The sequence below is a fragment of the Knoellia sp. S7-12 genome (assembly GCF_040518285.1).
Lineage (GTDB): Bacteria > Actinomycetota > Actinomycetes > Actinomycetales > Dermatophilaceae > Knoellia.
This window is the reverse complement of sequence record NZ_CP155449.1, coordinates 1,468,187-1,487,072: the sequence shown is the minus strand read 5'-3', so window position 1 is coordinate 1,487,072 and position 18,886 is coordinate 1,468,187. Positions and strand designations below refer to the sequence as shown.

Sequence of the window (18,886 nt, the reverse complement as noted above, 5' to 3'; positions counted from 1 at the left end):
CTTAAATAAGGATAGTAAGTTATTCTTATCTAAAGAGATCGGCGAGGTAAGGATCGACATGACGCAGACAAACGGGTTGAGACTGACCTGGGAAGACGTTGTCTGGGAGCCGACGACGCCTGTCCCGGCGATGGATCGCGCACGTTTGTCAGTTGTTGGCAGACCCTACAGAGCGGCTGTGCCTGCGGCCATAAAGCGCATGCGGTTCGAGATCGACCCGGACGTTGTCGCGAGGGCGGAAGACGCACGGGCGACAATTACGCGCTTCGACGCCGAACTCTCTGCCATGTTCGACGGGGAGTTCGCCCCCCTGTCCGCAGTCCTGCTTCGGACCGAGTCCGCGTCGTCCTCACAGATCGAGAACATCACTGTCGGCGCCAAGGCCCTGTCCCTGGCCGACGTCGGCCTGGCCAAGTACGGGTCCAATGCCCGGCTCGTCCAAGCGAATGTCGAGGCGATGAACCGCGCCGTCGAGCTCACCGGGCCCCTCACCCCCACCCACATCTTGGCCGTCCACGAAGCTCTCATGAACGGCCAGGACCGAGCTGACCCGGGACAGTTTCGCGACCAGCAGGTCTGGATCGGCGGAACCGACTACTCACCACATCGGGCGGATTTCGTCCCTCCGCTGGCTTCCAGGATCAATCGTTCGATCAAGGACCTTTGCGCGTTCTCCGAGCGGACCGACCTCCCGCTATTGGCACAGGCGGCCATTGCACACGCCCAGTTCGAGACGATTCACCCGTTCAACGACGGAAACGGCCGCGGAGGCCGAGCCCTCGTCCACGTCATGCTCCGTCATGGTGGGGCGACCACCCGCACCACGGTCCCGGTGTCTGCCGGGCTGCTGTCCGACACCGACGCCTACTACGACGCTCTGACCTCCTATCGTGACGGCGACCCAAACCCCATCATCAAAGAGTTCAACCGGGCTGCATTCGCCGCCGTTCGCAACGGCCAGCAGCTTGCCACTGAGCTCGGGGCGCTGCAGGACGGCTGGGCGACCAACCTGCGAGCCCGCAAGGATGCGGTCTCCTGGCGGGTGATGCCGTTCCTGCTCCGCCAGCCGTCCCTGACATCCAAGCTTCTCCAGGACACATTTGGGGTGACCCAGCCAGCAGCCGACAACGCGCTACGCCAACTTCAAGAGGCCGGGGCTCTTTCCAAGCCAAAGACCGTCCACGGCGAGGGTCGGAGGAGGAACGTCATCTGGCAAGCGACTGAGGTCCTCGAAGCTCTGGACCGCTTCGCTGAGCGTGCCCGCCGAACCTCCAGAACAGGTTGATCTTCATCTTCTTGATCATCCTCATCCTCATCCTCATCCTCATCCTGCTTGCTTGCCACGTGGCGCCGACGGGATGTGGATTGCCTGACCTATTCGCGGCAAGTTGGCGCAGATGGGCTCACGCGAATCAACTTTGGCTGGGCGACTCGGAGTCATACTCGCTCCATGACCCAGCCCGTGCTGCTCGGCGCCTCTCGGTCCGTCATCGATGGTTCTGCCGAGTGGCCGATGCACGGCTTACGCCATCCGGCTGAGGGTCAGACCAGCGGTTGGTACGTGTGGTCTGGCGAACTCTCGGACGCAGACGATTTCTTTCAGCCGTGGCATCTCGAGCACTTCCTTGAGCGATGGCGCGAGCTCGCCCATCTGCTCGACCTCCCGCCCGGGTCGCGATTCCTCTTCGCCCCGGGGCATGAAGACATCTGGGAAGACCACACGCTGCTCGACGTCTGAACTTCGCCGGTGGACACTGGCGCAGCAGCTGGCTTGATCATTCGCTGCGAGAGCGTCCTGCGAGGATCCTTTTGGCCTCGGTCGACAGCACCGGGTCGTCCACCAAACCTTCGATCACCCGGCGACCCTGGCCCGGGGCCATGCGATTCCCGATGCGGTGCACCGGACGAGGAAGTAGATGCGGGTCTCACCCAGAGACTCCTGGGTGAGGAACCACAGCAGATCGTCGTAGTGGGCCCGGACGGCGATCCCAGCCATCACGGCTGCGAGGCGATCACGAACCGTTGCCTTGACTGTCGATAGGTAGATCGTCTTGATCTGGTGCCAGGAGTCGCGAGCCGACCTGTCGTCCAAGGCGTTAGCGATTCCTTCAAGCACCTTGTCGGGGTACTCGCGCTCGAGATGGTCGAGCAGGACAGGGATGGCCTCGGGGAGCGAGCCGGGGTCCTGATACAGGTTCCAAGCCGAGTCTGTCCGAATGCCGATCGCAGCCAGGTCGGCCAGCAGCGGCTTCTCCGCCTTCGCGAGGCGGGCCTTCTGCTGCTCATCCTCAGCTTCCAGGGCCGCTTGCCGCTCGCGGTATGCAGGGTCCTGCTCCAGCTCGGCCATGAGATCCCCTGATGTCCCAGGACCGCGACCATCTTGCTTCATGCGCCGACACTAGCCGCGCTGACAGCGGCATGAGCGTGCGATCGGATCGGGCCACGCCTGAGCACCAGCTCTGCCCGGACCGCGGTCCCGCTCACACCCGTTCGACGCGGTCGGCCTGTGGTCCTCGATCGCTCTGTCGCACCTGGTACCGGACCCGATCGCCCTCGTGCAGCGCCACGCCTCCTCTGAGAACCGACACGTGCACGAACAGGTCCGCGCCTCCCGCGTCCGGGGCGATGAAGCCGAACCCTCGCTCCTCGTCATAGCGCGCGACAACTCCCTCGCCGCCGCGCACCGGGACGTCAGATGCCTCCCGGTGTCCCGACCGAGCCCGGGTCGTCGACGTTGCGGGTACGCCCCGCGGTGTCGAGCTGCGAGCGAGGCGCACGGCGCGAGCCTGCGGGCCCTTCTCGCTCACGACGATGTCGTACGTCACCCGGTCCCCCTCGCCCAGCTCGGGGAGCCCGTCGGCCAGCTCCCGGACGTGGACGAAGACATCGGGGCCGCCCGAATCGGGGGTGATGAACCCGAAGCCCTTGTCCCCGTCATACCAGGACACGGTGCCGTCCGCCCCGTCGGATGCCACGGCCTGCTGGGCGGTCTGGGCTCCCAACGGCAGCAGATGGTCAGCCTGCGGTCCCTTCTCCCCGTCGACGACGAGGAACGCCGCCCGCTGCCCCTCCGAGACCACGCCGCCCCCGACGATGGCCGAACTGTGCACGAAGATCTCGGCTCCACCGTCGTCGGGCGTGATGAAGCCGTACCCCTTAGTGGGCTCGTACCAAGAGACGGTGCCGAGCACGCCCAGCGGTGTATCGGCGGCCTGGTCGGCCGTGACCCGGACGCGGCGCGCCTGCGGGCCGCGGTCCCCCTCGCCGAGCTCGAACTCGACCACCTGACCCTCGCGGAGCAGTTTCATCGCGTCGTCGCTCACGATCTCGGACGCATGCACGTACAGGTCCTCTGCACCCTGACCTAGGTGTACTGACCCGGGACGTTGGTTGAGTGATTGCGATCCGCTGATCTGATCAGTGGCGCGGGAAGGGCCTCCCGCGGTGGAGTGGAACTGCCAAGTCACCACTGCCACACACAGGAGGCCCTCATGTCCCACGCTAACGCTGCCCTGACGGTTCGTCACCGTCTTAAGGTTGCCCAACTTGTCGTCGATCAGGGCGTGCCGATCAGTGAGGTCGCGGCACGATTCCAATGTTCGTGGCCGACGGTGAAGCGGTGGGCTGACAGGTATGCCGCCGGTGAGCCGATGAGCGACCGCTCGAGCCGCCCGCACGTGATGCCGGCCAAGACCTGCGTGTCGACGACGAAGCGGATCGTGTCGTTGCGGCTGCGCAAGCGCCTGGGTCCGGTCCAGCTCGCTGCACACGTGGGTGTTGCACCCTCGACAGTGCACCGGGTGCTCACCAGGTGTCACCTGAACCGGTTGGCGCACGTCGATCGCGCCACCGGTGAGCCGGTGCGCCGCTACGAGCATGAGCATCCCGGGGACATGCTGCACGTGGACGTCAAGAAGTTCGGGAACATCCCCGACGGTGGCGGGTGGCGCTTCGTGGGCCGAGCTCAGGGCATGAAGAACCGGACAGCCACCCCGGGCAAACCGAAGAGCAAGAACCACAACCCGAAGATGGGCCACGCATTCGTGCACACCGTCATCGATGACCATTCCCGAGTCGCCTACGCCGAGATCCACGACAACGAGACCGCCGCCACCGCCACCGCCGTCCTGCGCCGAGCCGTCGCCTGGTACGTCGCCCGCGGCATCACCATCCGCAGAGTCCTGTCCGACAACGGGTCCCCGTACGTGTCACACCTGTGGCGGGACGTCTGCGCAGAGCTCGGCATCAAACACTCACGCACCCGGCCCCGCCGCCCACAGACCAACGGCAAGGTCGAACGCTTCCACCGCACCATGGCCGACGGATGGGGATACGCCCGCTGCTACACCTCAGAGACCGAACGACGCCAAGCTCTGCCAGCATGGCTCCACGAGTACAACCACCACCGACCCCACACCGCCTGCGGGAACAAGCCACCCAACACCCGCTTGATCAACCTGTCAGGTCAGTACACCTAGGGCGATGAAGCCGAACCCCCGGTCGGCATCGAACCAGCGGACGGTTCCCTCGGTCACGGCTTACTCCTTGTCGAAGCTACTGTCGATGTTCCCCCAGTGTCCCCGACGGGACTGCGACCAGCGCCCGGCTCCCGGCGCCCGACAGGTGCTCGCACGGTCGTGGCACGACTCGACTCACAATCAGCGGCATAGAAAGACGTTGAGCGTCTTCGGTCTGGCGGTGGGAACGTCCTCCTGATGCGCTTGTCGGGCTTGGTGTCCCAAAGAGCAGAAGGAGGACGTTCATGTCTAACGGTAGTGGTGTCTCGCGCGGGGATCGGAACCGGAACGCACGCCTGTCCCGGCTGCGATCAGCAGTGCCGGTGACGAATGCGATCGTTGGGATCGACCTGGCCGATCACAAGCAGATGGTCGTGGTCACCGACCACGATTCCAAGGTGTTGGCGCGTCGCACGTTCCGGGTCAAGGCGTGGGACCTCGGGACCGCCCTGAACTGGGCCGCCGAGCGTGCCGCGAAGGCCGGGTTCGCCGGGGTCACGGTGGCGTGCGAGCCGACCGGGCACCGGTGGCGCGTACTGGGCCAGCTCGCCGACCGACGCGGCATGGGCTTCGTGTGTGTGCAGCCGGCCATCTCGGCGTGGGTGCGCAAGACCGAGGACCTGACCAGCGACAAGACCGACGACAAGGACGCGGTCCTGATCGCCCGACTGACCGCGCAGCTACGCTGCTACCTGCCCGAACCGGTGGATGAGACCTGGGGTCGGCTGCGGCACCTCGGGACCCGCCGTGAGCAACTGATCGGTCAGCACGTGGCATGCGTGCAGCAGATCCGCGACCTGCTCGAGTGCGTGTGGCCAGCAGCTTTGGACACCGCGAAGCAGCCGTTCAGGTCGATCACCTGGGTCGCCGCCCTGGCCGTGGTCGTGGACCGTGACGGTGGGGACCTGGAGCGCACCCGCCGCCTGGGCCCGGCCCGTTTCGAACGCGCCGTCCGCAAAGAAGTCACCCGCCGCGGCGGTCAACGCCCCTGCCTGCGGATCACCCGCCGCCTGTTCCGCGCCCTCACCGACGAAGCGGGGTCATCACGCACCGACCAGCCGCGTTCGAACGGATCGCCTGGGTCATCCAGGACTGGGACCACGCCAAGACCAGCCTGAACGACACCGAGACCCGGATGGTCGCCGTGCTCGACGAACTGGGCCTGACCGAGCTGGTCACCAGCATCGACGGGCTGTCCCCGGTCGGAGCCGCCGCGATCCTGGCCGAGACCGGGGACCTGACCCGCTTCACCTCCGCCCGAGCCGTGGTCAAACACGCCGGCCTGGCACCACGAGAACGCAGGTCCGGCACCTTCACCGGCCGCGCCCGCGTCACCGGAGCCGGCCGACCACTGCTGCGCGCCGCCGCCTGGCGGGCCGTGTGGGGCTGCCTGCAAACCAACCGGGTGTACGCCGCCCGCTACCGGCACCTGACCACCCGAGAGACCAACAAGCTGAGCCCGACGCAGGCACAGACCGCTATCGCCGGCGCGATCCTGCGCCAGCTCCACTACGTCGTCACCCACCGGCAGGTGTGGGACCCCGTCGTCGCAGCCCACGGCACCCGAACAGTGGAGGTGGTTGCGGCATAACCCAATTCGCGCTCATCAGCACCTCACACAGGGAGCACCCCAAGGGCTGGGGCGGGGCGAGCCTTCCGCGGCATTGAGAACCCCACCGGTATCTCGTCGGACATCACAGGCCGCCCCGTCCCGTCGTCGACACAACCCGATCACACGCTGCCGAGCACACCTCGATTACCGCTATGCAGGGACCGACGACGAGACAAGGGCACCCGCCCCACCCCTTGACGCTAAACACCTCACGCTGATGTGCGTGCGTTCTCGGCGGTGCGCCGCAGGCTGCCACGTGAGCTAGTGATTTAGCGCGACGCGTGGGTACGCGGGCACTCGGGTACAGCGCGACTATCGTCCTGGTACATGGCTGAGGAAGATGGGGACAAGCCCGACGCGGCGATGATCGTCCTACTCAACGACCGGGATGGGATGCCCACAACGGTGACGCTGCGAGATGGGCGCGAACTGACTGTCTGGAACTTCGCTTGGGGGTATGACATCGGCGACGACTACGCCCACATCACGACCAACTGCAGCCCGTTCGTGGGGGACCTGCCGTTGAACTTCTTTTACACGGACGACGTCGTCGAGATGCGCGCCTCCGAGTGCGGGGCGGTCCTGCTCCATCCGGAGCAATGACGCACGTTCGATCGCATCGGCACATCAGCGGCATGAGAGGACGTTTCTACACCGGGTCGCCGAGTCGCTTGAAGTCCTCTGGATGAGCACGCTTCCAAGTCCCCTTCGCTCTAACCATTGAGCGCACCCGCTCGTCGGGGTCGTGCCGAAGGTCTTCGAGGACTTCTAGAGGCACGGTTTTGTTCTGGGCTACCCAAACACGCATGTCGGGAAAGCGGGTTAGCACGTCGCGCCACGTCGCCACGTCCGCCTCCTCGTGGGCCGCCCGGTTGTACTCGGTCGGGTCCTCGCTGGAGCGCAGGCGCACAAACTCCTCGGCAGATTCGATCACGCGAGGCATCGTGACAGATGCGCGGCCAGACGGACACGGTCCTCGCGCAGAGCGGCACGAGCGCGCCCTTCCTACGCCCGGTCAGATAGGTCCACTCCATCCTTCAAAGCCGGCTTCGAAGTAGGCAAGCAGGGCTCGGCGGGGTGGGCGATTAACATCTCAGGCACGCTCGCCCCCGACCATCTCGCTGCGGCCCCTCTACGCCCCCGGACGTAACGTTGTTCACCGGCCACCACGTCTGAGTTGTGAGCGGCTGGTCGCAGGGGGCCAGCCGCATCGACATCAGGGGAAGCGACATGATCATCAACGACGATCTGGACCGGCAGTTGCAAGATGCCTTCGACCAGGCGCGCCCGACGGGACACGAAGACGTCCGGGGGGTGCGGGAGAGGGCAGTGGCCAAGGCCTATCGCATCCGCCGTCGACGTCGAATCGGCACGACCCTCGTCTCCACGGTGGCAACGGCTGCACTAGTCGGTGGAGTTGCCAGTCTGGCTGCTGCTGGCTGGTTGGGTGTGGGCACTGGTCTGACGGGCGTTAGTCCAGCCGGTCGGCTGAGCTCCGCCCCCGCCGTTGAGCAAGAGCCTGTCCGACCGGCGACTCCCCGTGATCTGAGTGCCGTGATTCCGCGACAGGAATCGTTGCCCCAAGGTGTGGTCTACGACGGTCCTACAACGGAGCATTCCTCCGCCGGACCAGCTGCGTCACTGGTGCAGGTCTGTGACTCTACCGACGAGGCCGCCATGGCCGGGATGGACGCTGCTCCGGCTCCTGTTGCACACGCCTCCCGCGACGGCTACGAGATCAAGAACGGGGAAGTCGTACGGACCGTCTTCGTGACGGTGACTGGGTGGGCGCCTGGCACGGGTGCACAGAGATTTGCGGACCTCCAAAACAACACGATCGGGTGCCGATTCGTCACGCCGCACGAACGCTTGCCGTGGACGGGCCGAGACTTGGCCTCCAGCTGGCTCTCCAAGCACCGGAACGGTGTCTTCACCTCCTACCTGGCGTCTCAACGCGTGGGTGACGTGATCGTCTCTGTCGTGGTGGACCGAACGAAGCCACAGGGACAAGAAGAGACCGCAGCCAAGCAGGATGCCATCCGACTCGCCGACGAGATTATCGCCAAGCTCAAGGCATCAGATCTCCCTGCGGCCAAGGGGCTCTGAAATGGGGATCAGGCGCCCGCTGGTCACACCTCCGGCGGACGCCTACCTCGACGCTGCCCTGCCGCGACTGCTCGGTGTCGCCCTCTCCCTGACCGGCCACCGGCAGGATGCCGAGGACCTAGTCCAGGACAGCGTCGCGAAGGTGCTTGCCTCGTGGTCCAAGGTGGAGCGAGCCTCGTCACCGGACGCGTATGTCCGCAAGATCATGGTCAACACCTTCCTCAGCAGGCGCCGGTTGCGCAGCGCGAGCGAGCTGATCAGCCACGACACCGTCACATCTGACCTGCACTCGGTGAGGCAGTCGTTCGACACCGGCTTCGTCGAACGCGAGCACGTCTGGCAGACGCTTTCCTCCCTGCCCCCACGCGAGCGGGCGGTCATAGTCCTTCGCCACTACGAGGACCTTCCGGATGCGGCGATCGCCGACATCCTGGGCTGCTCGCCGGGAGCGGTCCGGGTGACGGCCCATCGAGCCCGAGAAAAGCTCAGGGTCCTGCTGGGGGAAGGTCAGGCCCGCGAGGGTGAGCGGGACGAACGCTCAGCTGGCCGGTCGGCATACCCGGTCTCCTAATCCTCAGCTCAGGACTGACACTTCGCGGTCAAGTCCTCATCACGCTGACCACCTCAATGACACAGCTCGCCGCCCGGCGGCTCGACCTATCGGCGGTCAGACAGGAAGTATCGAGGCTCATGCGTCAGGAGCAGGAACCCCCAGGATCTGCGCGAGCACTCGGCCCAGGGAGCGGCCGTCCTCGAGTCCGTCGCCTGTGAGTTGCACGAGAACGTCGTCAGGCTCCAGGCCTTCCACACTGAAGAGCGCCTCACCGCGCTCAGCGTCGAGGTAGATCCAATAGTCGATGCAATGCGGCGGCCACTGATCCCGCCCGTAGGAGTCGATGATCCCGCTGTCTGGGTACCGATCCGCCAAAAAGAAGGGGCTCTGCCTCCCAAAGCAGGGCCGCAATGCCACCGTTCGGGTTCGTCATCACCTGACGAACGAACCCGACCTTCGCCGAGCCGCAAACGGGATCGCAGACCGCGCACACGTGCCGAGCCCAAGCTTGATCCAAGACTGTTGCCATGCCGTCAAAGTAGTGTCCGAAGACTCGGGGTGTCTGGAATTGTCAACCCCAGTGGCACGACCGCGGATCGCGGCCTGAGCGGATGTCTTGCTCGGGTGCCGGGCTCACGGGTCGTAGATGACGACGAAGGCGTCGCCAACCTCGGCTTGGAGTTCGCGCGCCAAGCGTCGACCGCGCTCAACCCAGTCCGTGGGGACGGAGCCACCGCGTCTCATCCGAGACCCCCTCGGGGTCGTGACGTCGAAATCGTGGGCCCAACGATGAAGCTCCGTAGCCAAGCGAGAGCTCAGGGTGAAGCACTCGATCGGTGTGCTCGCGCCATCGGTCCACAGTGGGCTTGCGCCGTAGTCAGCCGACATCCGCAACTCGGGCCTCTCCAAAGTGGGGCCTCCCCTCATTCGACAAAACCCTGTCAGGCTGCAAGGCGTCCCGAGGCGATTACCTGCACGCGGCATGAGCGGACGATGCTCTCACCGGCTACTTGAGCGGCTCCGAGCGACTGTCGAGCAGTTTGATGACGATCGAGGCCAGGTATACGAGAGCTCCCAAGCCAATGAAGGCCGCGATGGTGGCGGTGCCGACCAAAGCTTGGGGATGCGAGAAGCACTTGAAGTCCGTCTCTCCCTCCGGAAAGAAGGTGCCGTCCGCACAGGCGACCTTGCGTCGCTGTAGCACCATGACTACACCGACAGCGATCCCAACCGCGGTAGCCAAACCTGCCGTCCACATCGCCTTAGCTCCGCGAACGGCAGGCTCATCAACTTCGGCTTCGACTGGTGCCGAGCCAGCCCCCAGAGAACTCATGCTCGCGATGCTAGTGCGCCCCACCGAGAAGTTGACGTACTTGCTGGACAGGGCACAGCGCGGATCGCGGCAAATGAGTGCGATGGCGGAGTCGCGTTGAAAGACTGAGCCTCATGGAGATGCCCGAGGGAACGCGCGTCACGGTCGGCGGCGGCTACGACTTCGAGCCTGCGTGGCTGGCCGGAGTCGATAAGGTGGCTGGCACCGTTTTCAAGTGGATTCCGGGCAGAACAAGGCGCGCGCGTGCGTAATCGTCCTCGATGAACCGTTGACCGCGACTGGGGACGTGAGGGGCAAGAGAGAAGAGCGAACTGGCAGGTACCTCGTGATCGACCCGCGGCACACCGGCCAAGCGTGGGCGGCGGAGGGGACGGTACACGTCGAGTTGTGCGATTCGGAGCCCCTTGAGTGCCGCTTGGTCGGACCGCGAGGTTGGCGCCTGGGTGGAGTCCCACGCGACGTATCGGGTGTGCTGATCGCGGCAAAAGAGGACGTATCCCTTCACTGAGGGTTACTCAGGTGTACGGGGTGTACCGCCGCTTGAGGGGGCGTGCCTTCCAGGGCCACGGCAGATGAACGCGGCCAACTGCGACGGGGCCATCCTCAAGCAGGAGCCGCCCGTAGGCCTCGGACGCGGGGCCGCTCTCTTCCAAGCGCCCGGCAAAGACCGCCTCAGCGATCTCCTTGGCATAGGTGAGGTCATCAACCGATCGGACGGGAAAGACCTCGAACCAGATGTTGCCGATGTTGACGTTCAGGAGGTCGTCCCCGTCGAAGCCCATGTCGAGGTTTGCTGCTGATGCCGAGCGGGGGCGCACCTCGACTGACCACATGCCTCCTCCCTCGTCCCAGTGCTGGCGGATGGTCGCGGCTCCGGTCGGCACGGACGCGAGGGCCTCGGTCAGGAGGCGGAGCAACGCTTGGTCCATGTCGCTCTGCTCGGGGTCCAGATTGTCGCGCATTCGGCCATTGTCCCGAGGTTGAGTTCTGGAGGCGCGCTATGCCGCATGCTCGACGTGGCGCTTCGAACGTGCGACTCGACATCCGCAACTCGGCAGGTCCGCGCAGATGCGCAACTGGGCAGGCCCGTCGGTTCGGTCAGGTTCCGGAAGCCATGTAGGCGGCGAGGATGTAGTTGGGGTGGCGGTCCAAGTTCTTGCGGGCTCTGTCGTAGCGCATGGTGGTGCGGGGGTCTGCGTGCCGGGCGGCGATCTGCACGTCGCGCAGGTCGACACCGGCGTCGAGCATGGTGGTCACGAAGGTGTGGCGCAGCATGTGCGGGTGCATGCGCGCGGCGCTTACGCCCGCCAGCTCAGCCAGGCGGTGCAGGCGGCGGGTGGCGCAGTGTCGGTCCATGCGGCTGCCCCGCCGGGTGCGCAGGATCGGCCCGCACTCCCGGTCTGCGGTGGCGCATTCGATGGCTCGGGACACCGCCGGTGGTAGGGGCGTCAGCACAACCTTGCCGCCCTTGCCACGGACCTTGAGGACGCGGTGGCCGTGTTCTTCGCCGAGGTCTTCGATGTCTGCGCCGCAGGCTTCAAATATTCGTAGGCCCAGCAGTCCCAGCATCGCCACCAGTGCGAAGTCGTTGCTGTTCGGTGATGTGCGGGCGGTGGCGAGCATCGCCTCGAACTGCAGGTGAGTCAGGCCCAGGGTGGGTGATTCCGGTGGGACGTTTGGTCTGCGGACGTACTCTGCCGGGGAGTGCGCCAAGATCTCGTCGATGACGCAGGTTCGGTAGAAGCCCGCAACGACCGCGACTCGTCGGCTGATCGTGGAGGGCTTGTAGCGGCGCACTTCCTGCATCCACCGCACATAGAGCTCGACGTGGGGGCGTTGGGCGCTCAGGGGGTCCAGACCGCGTTCCTCGCACCAGGTGGTGAAAGAGCGCAGGTCGGACTCGGTGTGCACGCGCGACTGCCCCTTGAAGCGTGCGAGGTAGGCAGCGACGGCGTGACGAAGACGGTCGGAGACCGGAGGCAAGACGACCGGTACAAGAATCTGAGAAGTAGCCATTCTGTAGCCTCCGCCCGTCGTCAGCGACGGTCAACGCTTCGCACCATGCCCGGCATGAGAGTTTGCCGCGCGGTCGCGTGCTCGTCGCCCGCTTGGAACTACGGCCGGCAGCTCGCGTAGTAAACGGAGCTACGAGCTGCCGGCTGCGGTCAGCCTTTGCCAAGGGTCTTTCCTGCCTTGGACTTGGCCGGCTTCGACGGCCCATCCGACGCAAGCGTCTTACCGGCCTTCGAAAGGGTCGCCTTCGACGGCTTGCCGCCGCTGCTCTTCTTCGTCACTCGATTCACCTCCTTCAGTTGCCTGCCGCCACGCTGCCAGTGCCTACCGACATCGCAACCTCGTCGACTACGTCGCTCACGAGTTCCGCGTCCCGCCCCTCCACCCGTCCGACCGCATGTGCCGTTTTAGTCGGACCTTTCCGAGGGCGCTGAGAACCGCGGTCCATAGAGGACGCTCATCGGCAAGATCGCATTGCGCGCGATCCGCGGCAAATCAGGATGTTTCCCAAGCGACGAGGGACACGCAGATTCTGCGGCTATTGCGCCACGAAACGAATCTCGCCTAGCCTCGCGTAATGCGGAGGTGGCACCTGCTCTTCTCAGCGGCCCTATTCGTTGCCGTGGCGCTCGTCCTGCTGGGATGGAATGGCCGGGATCGAGAAATCACTGTTGCCTCCGGTCGCCCCGACTCAACCCAGCTCGATCTAGGTGTCGCCTCATGCAACGAGAACCCGCGGGCTGAGGTGGAAGAGGGCGCGACCAAGGTGCGGGTTCGGGCTGTCAGTAGCCAGTGGCTTGGCAGGAGTCGCGACGATTGCAGGGACAGCGTCCGTGTCACGCTGCGCTCACCCCTTGGCGATCGCCAGGTCGTCGACTTCGATGACAACGAGATCGCCTTCGCGCCAGCAGAGGAGTGAGTCACGCAGCAATATGAATCAACGTTCATCAGGCGGAGCGACCGCCCGATCTGCGGCATGACAGTGCGTTCCAGACTATGCGTCCGCCCGGCGAGCCACCCGAGGCCCCACCCGGCCCTAACCCGAGGACTGACACGGTGCACAGCCTTGCGTCGAGAAGTGACGTAAGTGGGCAATGTATCGAGGACCCTTGGCTACGTTGAGCAAGTGGTAATCAAACACGACCCCCCGCCGCGCTACGAGGAACTGCTTCCCGAGGGAGGTGAAATCGACTTCTGGCGCTGGAGGGACGAACAGGAAAACGAGGAGTCCACGCCTCCGCTGGCCGAGAGTATCGGTCGTCCATGTATCCAAGTGGCTGAGTGCTTTGTTGGCGGCGACGTCCAAGGCCTGGTCGAGGGTTGCCGTGCCCTCGGTATCAACGCGGAGAGCCGAATGGCAGCTGGCCAAGACCTCTTTGGGTGGGTAGAACAGGTGCAGCGCACAAGTCGCGCCGGCGGCTGGTTGTACATCGGCGCCGGACATCGGCGCGACATCGAGCGCAAGTGGATGGACGATGTCCCTCTTGACCTGCCCGAAGACTTCGACCGGGTCATCTTGAAGGCATTCTCGCCCACTCCCAGTCTCGTCTTTCTTGTCGGCACATTCATTCTGCGCGCCGAATCTGCTCTTGGCCTGGACGACCAATTGCGCACAAATCGCTACTTGCGACTGGAGAAGCGTGGCCGCATGACGGCGTACGTGTCGGCCACCCACCGCAAGATCGAAGAGGTGCGTCTTGAACGCTCACGGGTAGTGGAGTCTGCCTCTGCCTGGGTTGCTCAGTCGTTTGCCGGCACCTTCGCGCGAGATTTCGGGCTCGCCGCACTTCCCGGCATCGAGTTCCTGACGACGACGTTGACGGAGCCACTCAGGGATAGCCATATGTCGGGTCTCGCGCGGATGAACCACTACACCCACATCCTTTCGATCGATCGGAACTTCGATTCCTGGGAGTCCGCAGAAACTCCCGGCTGGCGCTTTGCGCAGCCATGGCACGCAAGCGACGTCAGTTGGACGATGGTGGCTGCGTGCCGGCTCTCCGAGGTGGACGCCGACGAACCGTCCATGCCGAAACCACATCCAAACGAGATACACCGGCTGGCAGAAACCTTTGACGGCTTTGTCATACGGTGGGCAGCTAGTTGTCTGCTTGTCCAATACGAGGGAAGCCTCGGTGCACTACGCGACCAGCTCGCTTCGGCTCAGACGCAACGCCGCGCCCTCGATGTGCTCGATGCGACGCACACCACGCTTACGACGGTGTCTTTCGATGCGTCGCTCGTGGCCACTGAACTTCAGCAGTGGGCGTCGGATGACTTTCGCTGGCGCGACGAATCCATAGAGCCAATCACGGCGGACGGTTGGAGACAGGGCGGGGAAGAGAAGTACCCTCCCCTGCTGCAGATCCTCGCTGAGAACGTGGTTGACCGCTCAAGATGGATCTTGGATCTCGAACCTCGAATCCGCGACCAGCTTGTCAGTAGAACCTCGATTCTCGCCATCAGCACCGATCTCAGGCTTCAGCGCATCGTCCTTACGGTCAGTCTTGTCGCGCTCGTCGTTGCCTGCATCAGTCTCGTGATCTCGTAGTGGGCGACGCGGCGAGCGAGGGAACGTAGAAAGCTCGTACTCGAAGCAGCTAACAGGCTTGGAGCCGAGGTTGGTTCCACCCCTCGGCACCGCAGGCCGGTTCGCGGCAATTCCGGACGCTTAGTTGTCCGACGCGTACTCCAGGCGAACGGACGCCTCTCAGATGGCGGTGTGAAGTTCACCCACGTCGGTATACGGGGTGCCCTGGCCAGGCGAGTAGAGCGCTAGGACCGCGCCGAGTTCATCGACGCGCTCGTCCCCTGGGTAGTCGTCAATGACGACGCCCTCCAACTCGTTCGCCGCACGTATCGAATCGTCTCCGGTGAGCACTCGTTGAGCGGCGGCGAGGAAACGCTCGTGGGACATACCCAGACCGTAGAGGGTGTGCGGGGAAGACGTCCGTTGATGAACACGACCGATCTGCGGCAGTTCCGGACGTTTCAAACCGTCTTGGCGAACAGTCCGCAGTCACTACGGTTCTGTCATGGCCTGGATAGAGACGCACATCTTCGTGGATCCAATGGTGGACCTGCGATCAGAGGCTGACCGTGCCGGCGCTCTTGAAGCGGAGCTGGCGCGTGAGATCGGTCCGGGACATGTGTTGGACGGGCAACCGTGGAGGGTCGTTGCTGAAGCCACCCCTCAGGACGAGGTGCTGGTAGCGGCTGGCGATACAGCCTTCCTCGTTCACCTGACGTGGACGGGCCGCGCAGAGAGACCTCCTTGGCCCACGGCAGAGCGCGTCGACAGCGCTGTGGAGTTCGAGCGCCTCGTGGAGTTCAGGTACTAACGCAACGCGGCAATAGAGGATGTTCCTGACCACGTTCAGCGAGAGGCTCAGAGGTCGCTGCGCACACGATCCTCTTGTGCGTTTGTGGACTGACTCAGGCGGTCCTGCATCAGGTGTCGTACTCGTACCCGTCCCAAGGCGCGTAGTAACAGATGAAGTCGCCCGGTTCGATGTTGACAAGGCACGACCCGTCATCGGCCTGATCCGCGCGCCAGCCGAACTCGACACCGTCGACGGCTTGGATGAAAGGCTCCACAGTGATTGGTTCCAATCGGTACTCGCCGAGCTCGGCGAGCAGCGCGGTTGCGTGGTTCTGGCCAGGAGCGGGCCCAGCCTGCCCTGGTGGCAACTGCTGGTCGCGTTCCGCGGGCGTGATCCGCACGTCATCAAACGTGCCATCGGCCTTCCACAGAAAGAGGCCGACCCAAGCGCCGGCGTCGCTGAACAGTTCCTCACTGAGGAAGAACTTCCGGCCGTCCTGGGCCGTGCCGGCGTACGGCACGTGGTAGTCGTCTGGGCGGATGGTAAATCGCGTTGGGCGCTGTTCCATCAGGCTGCCTCCTGAGCTAGTTGCTGGGTGAGCGCCCGCACATCCGCCGAGGACGGCTGCGGGGACCATGCCGAAGATCAGACGCCGAGGCACCCGAACGCGAGACCAATGCCGTCCGGTGCCCGCGCCTCCCGCCCTGCACCCATAGGGCGACACACTAATCGCCGTGAAGCCGGAACATCGCCGACTTTGATGGCCTCACCCAACGACACGCAACCGCGCACAACGCGGCATGAGCGGCAAACACATATCGACACTGTCCGCCGTCACGAAGATGGGCCTGCGGCGATCTCACGCGGGTTTCGGTACATAACCCAGCACACGGTCACGACGACGACTGCCACCAAAGCCAATGAAACCGCGTCAGCCCAAGCACGCCAGCCTGCAACCTCGACGGAGCCGTCATCGTCGATCCACAAGCTCACGGACTGCCCGGGCTCGGCCTGAGCGAACGGCCCCGCCGGATCCACCTGAGCCGGGCCAGCCAAGGTCGTCGGGGCTGTTACGTCGACCAGACATGAGCCTCCCCCTCGGGTGTCTTCGCCGACACAGGAACGAATCACGCCCTTTCCATGGGTGGTGGTGAGGGCGCTCGCGGCCGCCTCTCCGATCATGAGAAGCGCTCCCACGGTGAAGGCCATGGCGAGGAAAGCCACTATCGCGAGTGTGACTGCGCGCTCGGCGGGCAACCGGCTGAACGACCGCCAGCGATTCGCGACATGGTTACTCACAGACCCATCATCCCTGTCCGATGCTCAGGCTGCGCACGCCTTGCGGCAATAGCGGGCGTTTCTGGGCTCAGCACCCTTCGACGATCATGACCATCACTCGATGAGACTCGTCGCGAAACTCGCCCATGTCGAACGTAGCCATCGGCGCCGCGTCCCCCGCCCAGAAAGCTTCAACCTCAGAGATGAGGCCGGCTCGATCAGTTCCTTGGTGTTCGTGCACAGCTCCGAGATACGTGTGCATCACGTGGACCTCGGATCGGCTCAGCAGCTTGCGGGCCTGTCGTTGAGTCAGGAGGCCCTGGCCCCGTCGGCGCCAAGTCACACCCTCGCCGTCAGTCCAGTCCTTGCCTCCCAGTGGTTGGGGCACCTCGAACGCCTCGACATCGCGGAAGTCCGGATGTGCGTCTTCGCAAGGCTGCCGATGGGAGGGCTGATACATGTCTCGAAGTATGAGGTCTCGGCGCTCCGTAGCGCCCCGTCGGACAAGTGCTAGGCGGCATAAGCGAGCGAGCTCGCTACGAGGGCCCACTACCTCCAAAGGCAGCACACCGCATGAGACAACCAGTTGTCCATGCGCTCGGAGCTATGACGAAGACCATGTTTGATGTATTATGGCGCATGCAAGTGGTGGGATTGTATGAACTAGAACGCATGAGGACGGTGATCGGAGACCATGGGTCTTGACCGACTGCGCGACCAGACCCGCGCCCGCGCCGCCCTCGACGAGCGCTTCGAGGCGTGGCGCCAGTTGCCCGCCCAAGGAAGGCGTCCCTTCGGAGGCTGGATCCGCGCCATTCGCGAGGCTCTCGGAATGCGGGCCGAAGACCTAGCTACACGCATGGGTGTCTCTCAATCGAGCCTGACTCGTCTGGAGAAATCCGAACGCGCCGGCACTATTGGACTGGACGCTCTGACACGTGCGGCGGACGCTCTCGATTGTGACTTGGTCTACGCACTTGTGCCGCGCCGTCCGCTGCACGAAATCGTCGGCGATCAAGCGCGCCACCGCGCGCTCCAGCGCGTCAATCGGGTTGCGCACACGATGGCACTGGAGGATCAGGCGCTCGGAGGGGCCAAACTCGAAGCACGGGTGAAAATGATGACTGATCTCTACCTACAGTCACCAGGCCTCTGGAACGAGGGTGACGACACCAATGCGCCACCCTCATCGTCGTGATCATCTTGGTGATCTTCTTCGTCTTGGTCTTCCTCGACATGCAGTGGCCCGCTCGTCACGCTGCCCGAGTCTGAAGATTGCACGCCGATGCTCAGTGCGGGGTGGGGGCAGGAGCCTGCGGGCGCGACGCCGCTCGAGGATGAGGAACTCGAAGGTCTGAGACAAGCGTGGGTCACCACTCGGGAAGACCTCAACGAGGTTGAGGCCGACAACATCCTGGCCGCCACCAATAGATGGCTCGATCGACGAAACAGGCTGGACCGGCTCCTGGACGACAAGACCGTCCGAGACCTACACAGGGACATGTTCGGACGCGTTTGGACCTGGGCAGGTAGCTACCGCAGAACAGAGAAGTCCATCGGCATCGATCCCATCCGCATCTCCGTGGCCGTCCGTGATCTTGTCGAAGACGCCAAGTACTGGTTCGCCAGCGACTCTGATGTCGATGTCGATGCAGCTGCGGTGATGTTCCATCACAAGCTCGTCCTCGTCCATCCGTTCCCCAACGGAAACGGGAGGCACTCACGGCTCATGACCGACCTGATTCTTCGTGCGGCGGGCGGGGTCCCGTTCTCTTGGGGCGGCGGTGCCAACCTCGGCGTTGTTAGCGCGGTCCGAGCCGACTACATCAAGGCCTTACGTGCCGCAGATCACGGCGACTACACCAGCCTTGCGACATTCGTTCGGACTTGATCGGTGACGACAGGCATTACCGAGTTCCGGCAGGAGCAACCTCACGGGCCCTCGTGCTTCGCGTCCGGTCATCGGCAAGAGAGTGCGTCCGGCATGACGGCACTGCCGGTCTCCCGTCGACGGACGGCTCTCGCGGAATGAGATCGGCAAACGCGATCCACGAGATCGCGATCAAGGCACCAAGAGCCAGCACTCGACGCGGCCACGACCAAGGACTGCGCGGGGCGCTGAAGCGCCGAAGGTCAAAGTCCTCACCGCGG

23 protein-coding genes are annotated in these 18,886 nt (G+C 64.4%); 12 read left to right on the top strand and 11 right to left on the bottom strand.

Translation table 11 applies throughout. The annotated features are described in order from the left end of the window. Window positions 1–199 precede the first annotated feature (199 nt). Both V6K52_RS07205 and V6K52_RS07200 read left to right on the top strand, forming a co-directional pair. A complete protein-coding gene (locus V6K52_RS07205) occupies window positions 200–1,285 on the top strand; it encodes a Fic family protein (RefSeq protein WP_353953200.1) in 1,086 nt (361 codons plus the stop codon). A 165-nt stretch (window positions 1,286–1,450) separates the two neighbouring features. Continuing rightward, window positions 1,451–1,738 (top strand): hypothetical protein, encoded by a 288-nt coding sequence (locus V6K52_RS07200; RefSeq protein ID WP_353953199.1) that lies wholly within the window; start codon window positions 1,451–1,453, stop codon window positions 1,736–1,738. A gap of 114 nt (window positions 1,739–1,852) precedes the next feature. On the opposite strand, the gene V6K52_RS07195 is transcribed toward V6K52_RS07200, so the two are convergent. Together V6K52_RS07195 and V6K52_RS07190 are read right to left on the bottom strand one after the other, a co-directional pair. After that, window positions 1,853–2,347 carry a hypothetical protein gene (locus V6K52_RS07195; RefSeq protein WP_353953198.1) on the bottom strand — a complete coding sequence of 165 codons (495 nt, stop codon included), beginning with the start codon at window positions 2,345–2,347 and terminating at the stop codon, window positions 1,853–1,855. A 133-nt stretch (window positions 2,348–2,480) separates the two neighbouring features. Continuing rightward, entirely contained in the window at window positions 2,481–3,413 is a 933-nt protein-coding gene (locus V6K52_RS07190) for a cold shock domain-containing protein (RefSeq protein WP_353953733.1), read from the bottom strand. 78 nt (window positions 3,414–3,491) lie between these two features. On the opposite strand from V6K52_RS07190, the gene V6K52_RS07185 reads away from it, so the two are divergent. The 4 genes from V6K52_RS07185 (at window position 3,492) to V6K52_RS07170 (ending at window position 6,732) form a co-directional block, all read left to right on the top strand. Next, entirely contained in the window at window positions 3,492–4,478 is a 987-nt protein-coding gene (locus V6K52_RS07185) for an IS481 family transposase (RefSeq protein ID WP_353953197.1), read from the top strand. A 362-nt stretch (window positions 4,479–4,840) separates the two neighbouring features. After that, window positions 4,841–5,635: a transposase gene (locus V6K52_RS07180; protein WP_353953196.1), complete on the top strand. Its 795-nt coding sequence runs from the start codon at window positions 4,841–4,843 to the stop codon at window positions 5,633–5,635. Between the two features lie 26 nt (window positions 5,636–5,661). Then, window positions 5,662–6,108 carry an IS110 family transposase gene (locus V6K52_RS07175; RefSeq protein ID WP_353953195.1) on the top strand — a complete coding sequence of 149 codons (447 nt, stop codon included), beginning with the start codon at window positions 5,662–5,664 and terminating at the stop codon, window positions 6,106–6,108. 348 nt (window positions 6,109–6,456) lie between these two features. Beyond that, window positions 6,457–6,732, top strand: a complete 276-nt coding sequence (locus tag V6K52_RS07170) for a hypothetical protein (protein WP_353953194.1) — start codon at window positions 6,457–6,459, stop codon at window positions 6,730–6,732. 46 nt (window positions 6,733–6,778) lie between these two features. Here V6K52_RS07170 and V6K52_RS07165 read toward each other — a convergent pair whose 3' ends face one another. After that, complete coding sequence (locus V6K52_RS07165; RefSeq protein ID WP_353953193.1) at window positions 6,779–7,063, bottom strand: hypothetical protein; 285 nt, start codon at window positions 7,061–7,063, stop codon at window positions 6,779–6,781. Window positions 7,064–7,806: 743 nt separating this feature from the next. Between V6K52_RS07165 and V6K52_RS07160 the strand changes: the two genes are divergently transcribed. Together V6K52_RS07160 and V6K52_RS07155 are read left to right on the top strand one after the other, a co-directional pair. After that, window positions 7,807–8,235, top strand: coding sequence for a hypothetical protein (locus V6K52_RS07160; RefSeq protein ID WP_353953192.1), 429 nt, complete (start codon window positions 7,807–7,809; stop codon window positions 8,233–8,235). A 1-nt stretch (window position 8,236) separates the two neighbouring features. Next, window positions 8,237–8,806 carry a SigE family RNA polymerase sigma factor gene (locus tag V6K52_RS07155; RefSeq protein ID WP_353953191.1) on the top strand — a complete coding sequence of 190 codons (570 nt, stop codon included), beginning with the start codon at window positions 8,237–8,239 and terminating at the stop codon, window positions 8,804–8,806. A 117-nt stretch (window positions 8,807–8,923) separates the two neighbouring features. On the opposite strand, the gene V6K52_RS07150 is transcribed toward V6K52_RS07155, so the two are convergent. From V6K52_RS07150 to V6K52_RS07130, 5 genes are all read right to left on the bottom strand, one after another. After that, window positions 8,924–9,163 carry a hypothetical protein gene (locus tag V6K52_RS07150; RefSeq protein WP_353953190.1) on the bottom strand — a complete coding sequence of 80 codons (240 nt, stop codon included), beginning with the start codon at window positions 9,161–9,163 and terminating at the stop codon, window positions 8,924–8,926. A 631-nt stretch (window positions 9,164–9,794) separates the two neighbouring features. Beyond that, on the bottom strand, window positions 9,795–10,121 hold the full coding sequence (locus V6K52_RS07145) for a hypothetical protein (RefSeq protein ID WP_353953189.1): 327 nt from the start codon (window positions 10,119–10,121) through the stop codon (window positions 9,795–9,797). A gap of 515 nt (window positions 10,122–10,636) precedes the next feature. Next, entirely contained in the window at window positions 10,637–11,083 is a 447-nt protein-coding gene (locus V6K52_RS07140) for a hypothetical protein (protein WP_353953188.1), read from the bottom strand. A 136-nt stretch (window positions 11,084–11,219) separates the two neighbouring features. Next, window positions 11,220–12,137: a tyrosine-type recombinase/integrase gene (locus V6K52_RS07135; protein WP_353953187.1), complete on the bottom strand. Its 918-nt coding sequence runs from the start codon at window positions 12,135–12,137 to the stop codon at window positions 11,220–11,222. 149 nt (window positions 12,138–12,286) lie between these two features. Then, window positions 12,287–12,415 (bottom strand): hypothetical protein, encoded by a 129-nt coding sequence (locus V6K52_RS07130; RefSeq protein WP_353953186.1) that lies wholly within the window; start codon window positions 12,413–12,415, stop codon window positions 12,287–12,289. Between the two features lie 845 nt (window positions 12,416–13,260). On the opposite strand from V6K52_RS07130, the gene V6K52_RS07125 reads away from it, so the two are divergent. Further along, window positions 13,261–14,685: a hypothetical protein gene (locus tag V6K52_RS07125; protein WP_353953185.1), complete on the top strand. Its 1,425-nt coding sequence runs from the start codon at window positions 13,261–13,263 to the stop codon at window positions 14,683–14,685. A 159-nt stretch (window positions 14,686–14,844) separates the two neighbouring features. Here V6K52_RS07125 and V6K52_RS07120 read toward each other — a convergent pair whose 3' ends face one another. Next, window positions 14,845–15,051: a hypothetical protein gene (locus tag V6K52_RS07120; protein ID WP_353953184.1), complete on the bottom strand. Its 207-nt coding sequence runs from the start codon at window positions 15,049–15,051 to the stop codon at window positions 14,845–14,847. Window positions 15,052–15,169: 118 nt separating this feature from the next. On the opposite strand from V6K52_RS07120, the gene V6K52_RS07115 reads away from it, so the two are divergent. Further along, entirely contained in the window at window positions 15,170–15,475 is a 306-nt protein-coding gene (locus tag V6K52_RS07115) for a hypothetical protein (RefSeq protein ID WP_353951502.1), read from the top strand. A gap of 109 nt (window positions 15,476–15,584) precedes the next feature. Here V6K52_RS07115 and V6K52_RS07110 read toward each other — a convergent pair whose 3' ends face one another. Both V6K52_RS07110 and V6K52_RS07105 read right to left on the bottom strand, forming a co-directional pair. After that, window positions 15,585–16,025 (bottom strand): hypothetical protein, encoded by a 441-nt coding sequence (locus tag V6K52_RS07110; RefSeq protein WP_353953183.1) that lies wholly within the window; start codon window positions 16,023–16,025, stop codon window positions 15,585–15,587. A 266-nt stretch (window positions 16,026–16,291) separates the two neighbouring features. Beyond that, on the bottom strand, window positions 16,292–16,681 hold the full coding sequence (locus V6K52_RS07105; RefSeq protein WP_353953182.1) for a hypothetical protein: 390 nt from the start codon (window positions 16,679–16,681) through the stop codon (window positions 16,292–16,294). A 748-nt stretch (window positions 16,682–17,429) separates the two neighbouring features. On the opposite strand from V6K52_RS07105, the gene V6K52_RS07100 reads away from it, so the two are divergent. Both V6K52_RS07100 and V6K52_RS07095 read left to right on the top strand, forming a co-directional pair. Further along, entirely contained in the window at window positions 17,430–17,933 is a 504-nt protein-coding gene (locus tag V6K52_RS07100; protein WP_353953181.1) for a mobile mystery protein A, read from the top strand. An 87-nt stretch (window positions 17,934–18,020) separates the two neighbouring features. Further along, window positions 18,021–18,626 carry a mobile mystery protein B gene (locus tag V6K52_RS07095; protein ID WP_353953180.1) on the top strand — a complete coding sequence of 202 codons (606 nt, stop codon included), beginning with the start codon at window positions 18,021–18,023 and terminating at the stop codon, window positions 18,624–18,626. The last annotated feature ends 260 nt before the right edge of the window (window positions 18,627–18,886 follow it).

Excerpts from the sequence above, each read along its gene's own strand:
- V6K52_RS07110 (WP_353953183.1), bottom strand. The coding sequence starts at position 16,025 with ATGGAACAGCGCCCAACGCGATTTACCATCCGCCCAGACGACTACCAC.
- V6K52_RS07095 (WP_353953180.1), top strand. The coding sequence starts at position 18,021 with ATGCTCAGTGCGGGGTGGGGGCAGGAGCCTGCGGGCGCGACGCCGCTC.
- V6K52_RS07195 (WP_353953198.1), bottom strand. The coding sequence starts at position 2,347 with ATGGCCGAGCTGGAGCAGGACCCTGCATACCGCGAGCGGCAAGCGGCC.
- V6K52_RS07115 (WP_353951502.1), top strand. The coding sequence starts at position 15,170 with ATGGCCTGGATAGAGACGCACATCTTCGTGGATCCAATGGTGGACCTG.
- V6K52_RS07200 (WP_353953199.1), top strand. The coding sequence starts at position 1,451 with ATGACCCAGCCCGTGCTGCTCGGCGCCTCTCGGTCCGTCATCGATGGT.
- V6K52_RS07170 (WP_353953194.1), top strand. The coding sequence starts at position 6,457 with ATGGCTGAGGAAGATGGGGACAAGCCCGACGCGGCGATGATCGTCCTA.
- V6K52_RS07135 (WP_353953187.1), bottom strand. The coding sequence starts at position 12,137 with ATGGCTACTTCTCAGATTCTTGTACCGGTCGTCTTGCCTCCGGTCTCC.
- V6K52_RS07100 (WP_353953181.1), top strand. The coding sequence starts at position 17,430 with ATGGGTCTTGACCGACTGCGCGACCAGACCCGCGCCCGCGCCGCCCTC.
- V6K52_RS07145 (WP_353953189.1), bottom strand. The coding sequence starts at position 10,121 with ATGAGTTCTCTGGGGGCTGGCTCGGCACCAGTCGAAGCCGAAGTTGAT.
- V6K52_RS07205 (WP_353953200.1), top strand. The coding sequence starts at position 200 with ATGCGGTTCGAGATCGACCCGGACGTTGTCGCGAGGGCGGAAGACGCA.
- V6K52_RS07160 (WP_353953192.1), top strand. The coding sequence starts at position 7,807 with ATGGCCGGGATGGACGCTGCTCCGGCTCCTGTTGCACACGCCTCCCGC.
- V6K52_RS07140 (WP_353953188.1), bottom strand. The coding sequence starts at position 11,083 with ATGCGCGACAATCTGGACCCCGAGCAGAGCGACATGGACCAAGCGTTG.
- V6K52_RS07185 (WP_353953197.1), top strand. The coding sequence starts at position 3,492 with ATGTCCCACGCTAACGCTGCCCTGACGGTTCGTCACCGTCTTAAGGTT.
- V6K52_RS07155 (WP_353953191.1), top strand. The coding sequence starts at position 8,237 with ATGGGGATCAGGCGCCCGCTGGTCACACCTCCGGCGGACGCCTACCTC.
- V6K52_RS07120 (WP_353953184.1), bottom strand. The coding sequence starts at position 15,051 with ATGTCCCACGAGCGTTTCCTCGCCGCCGCTCAACGAGTGCTCACCGGA.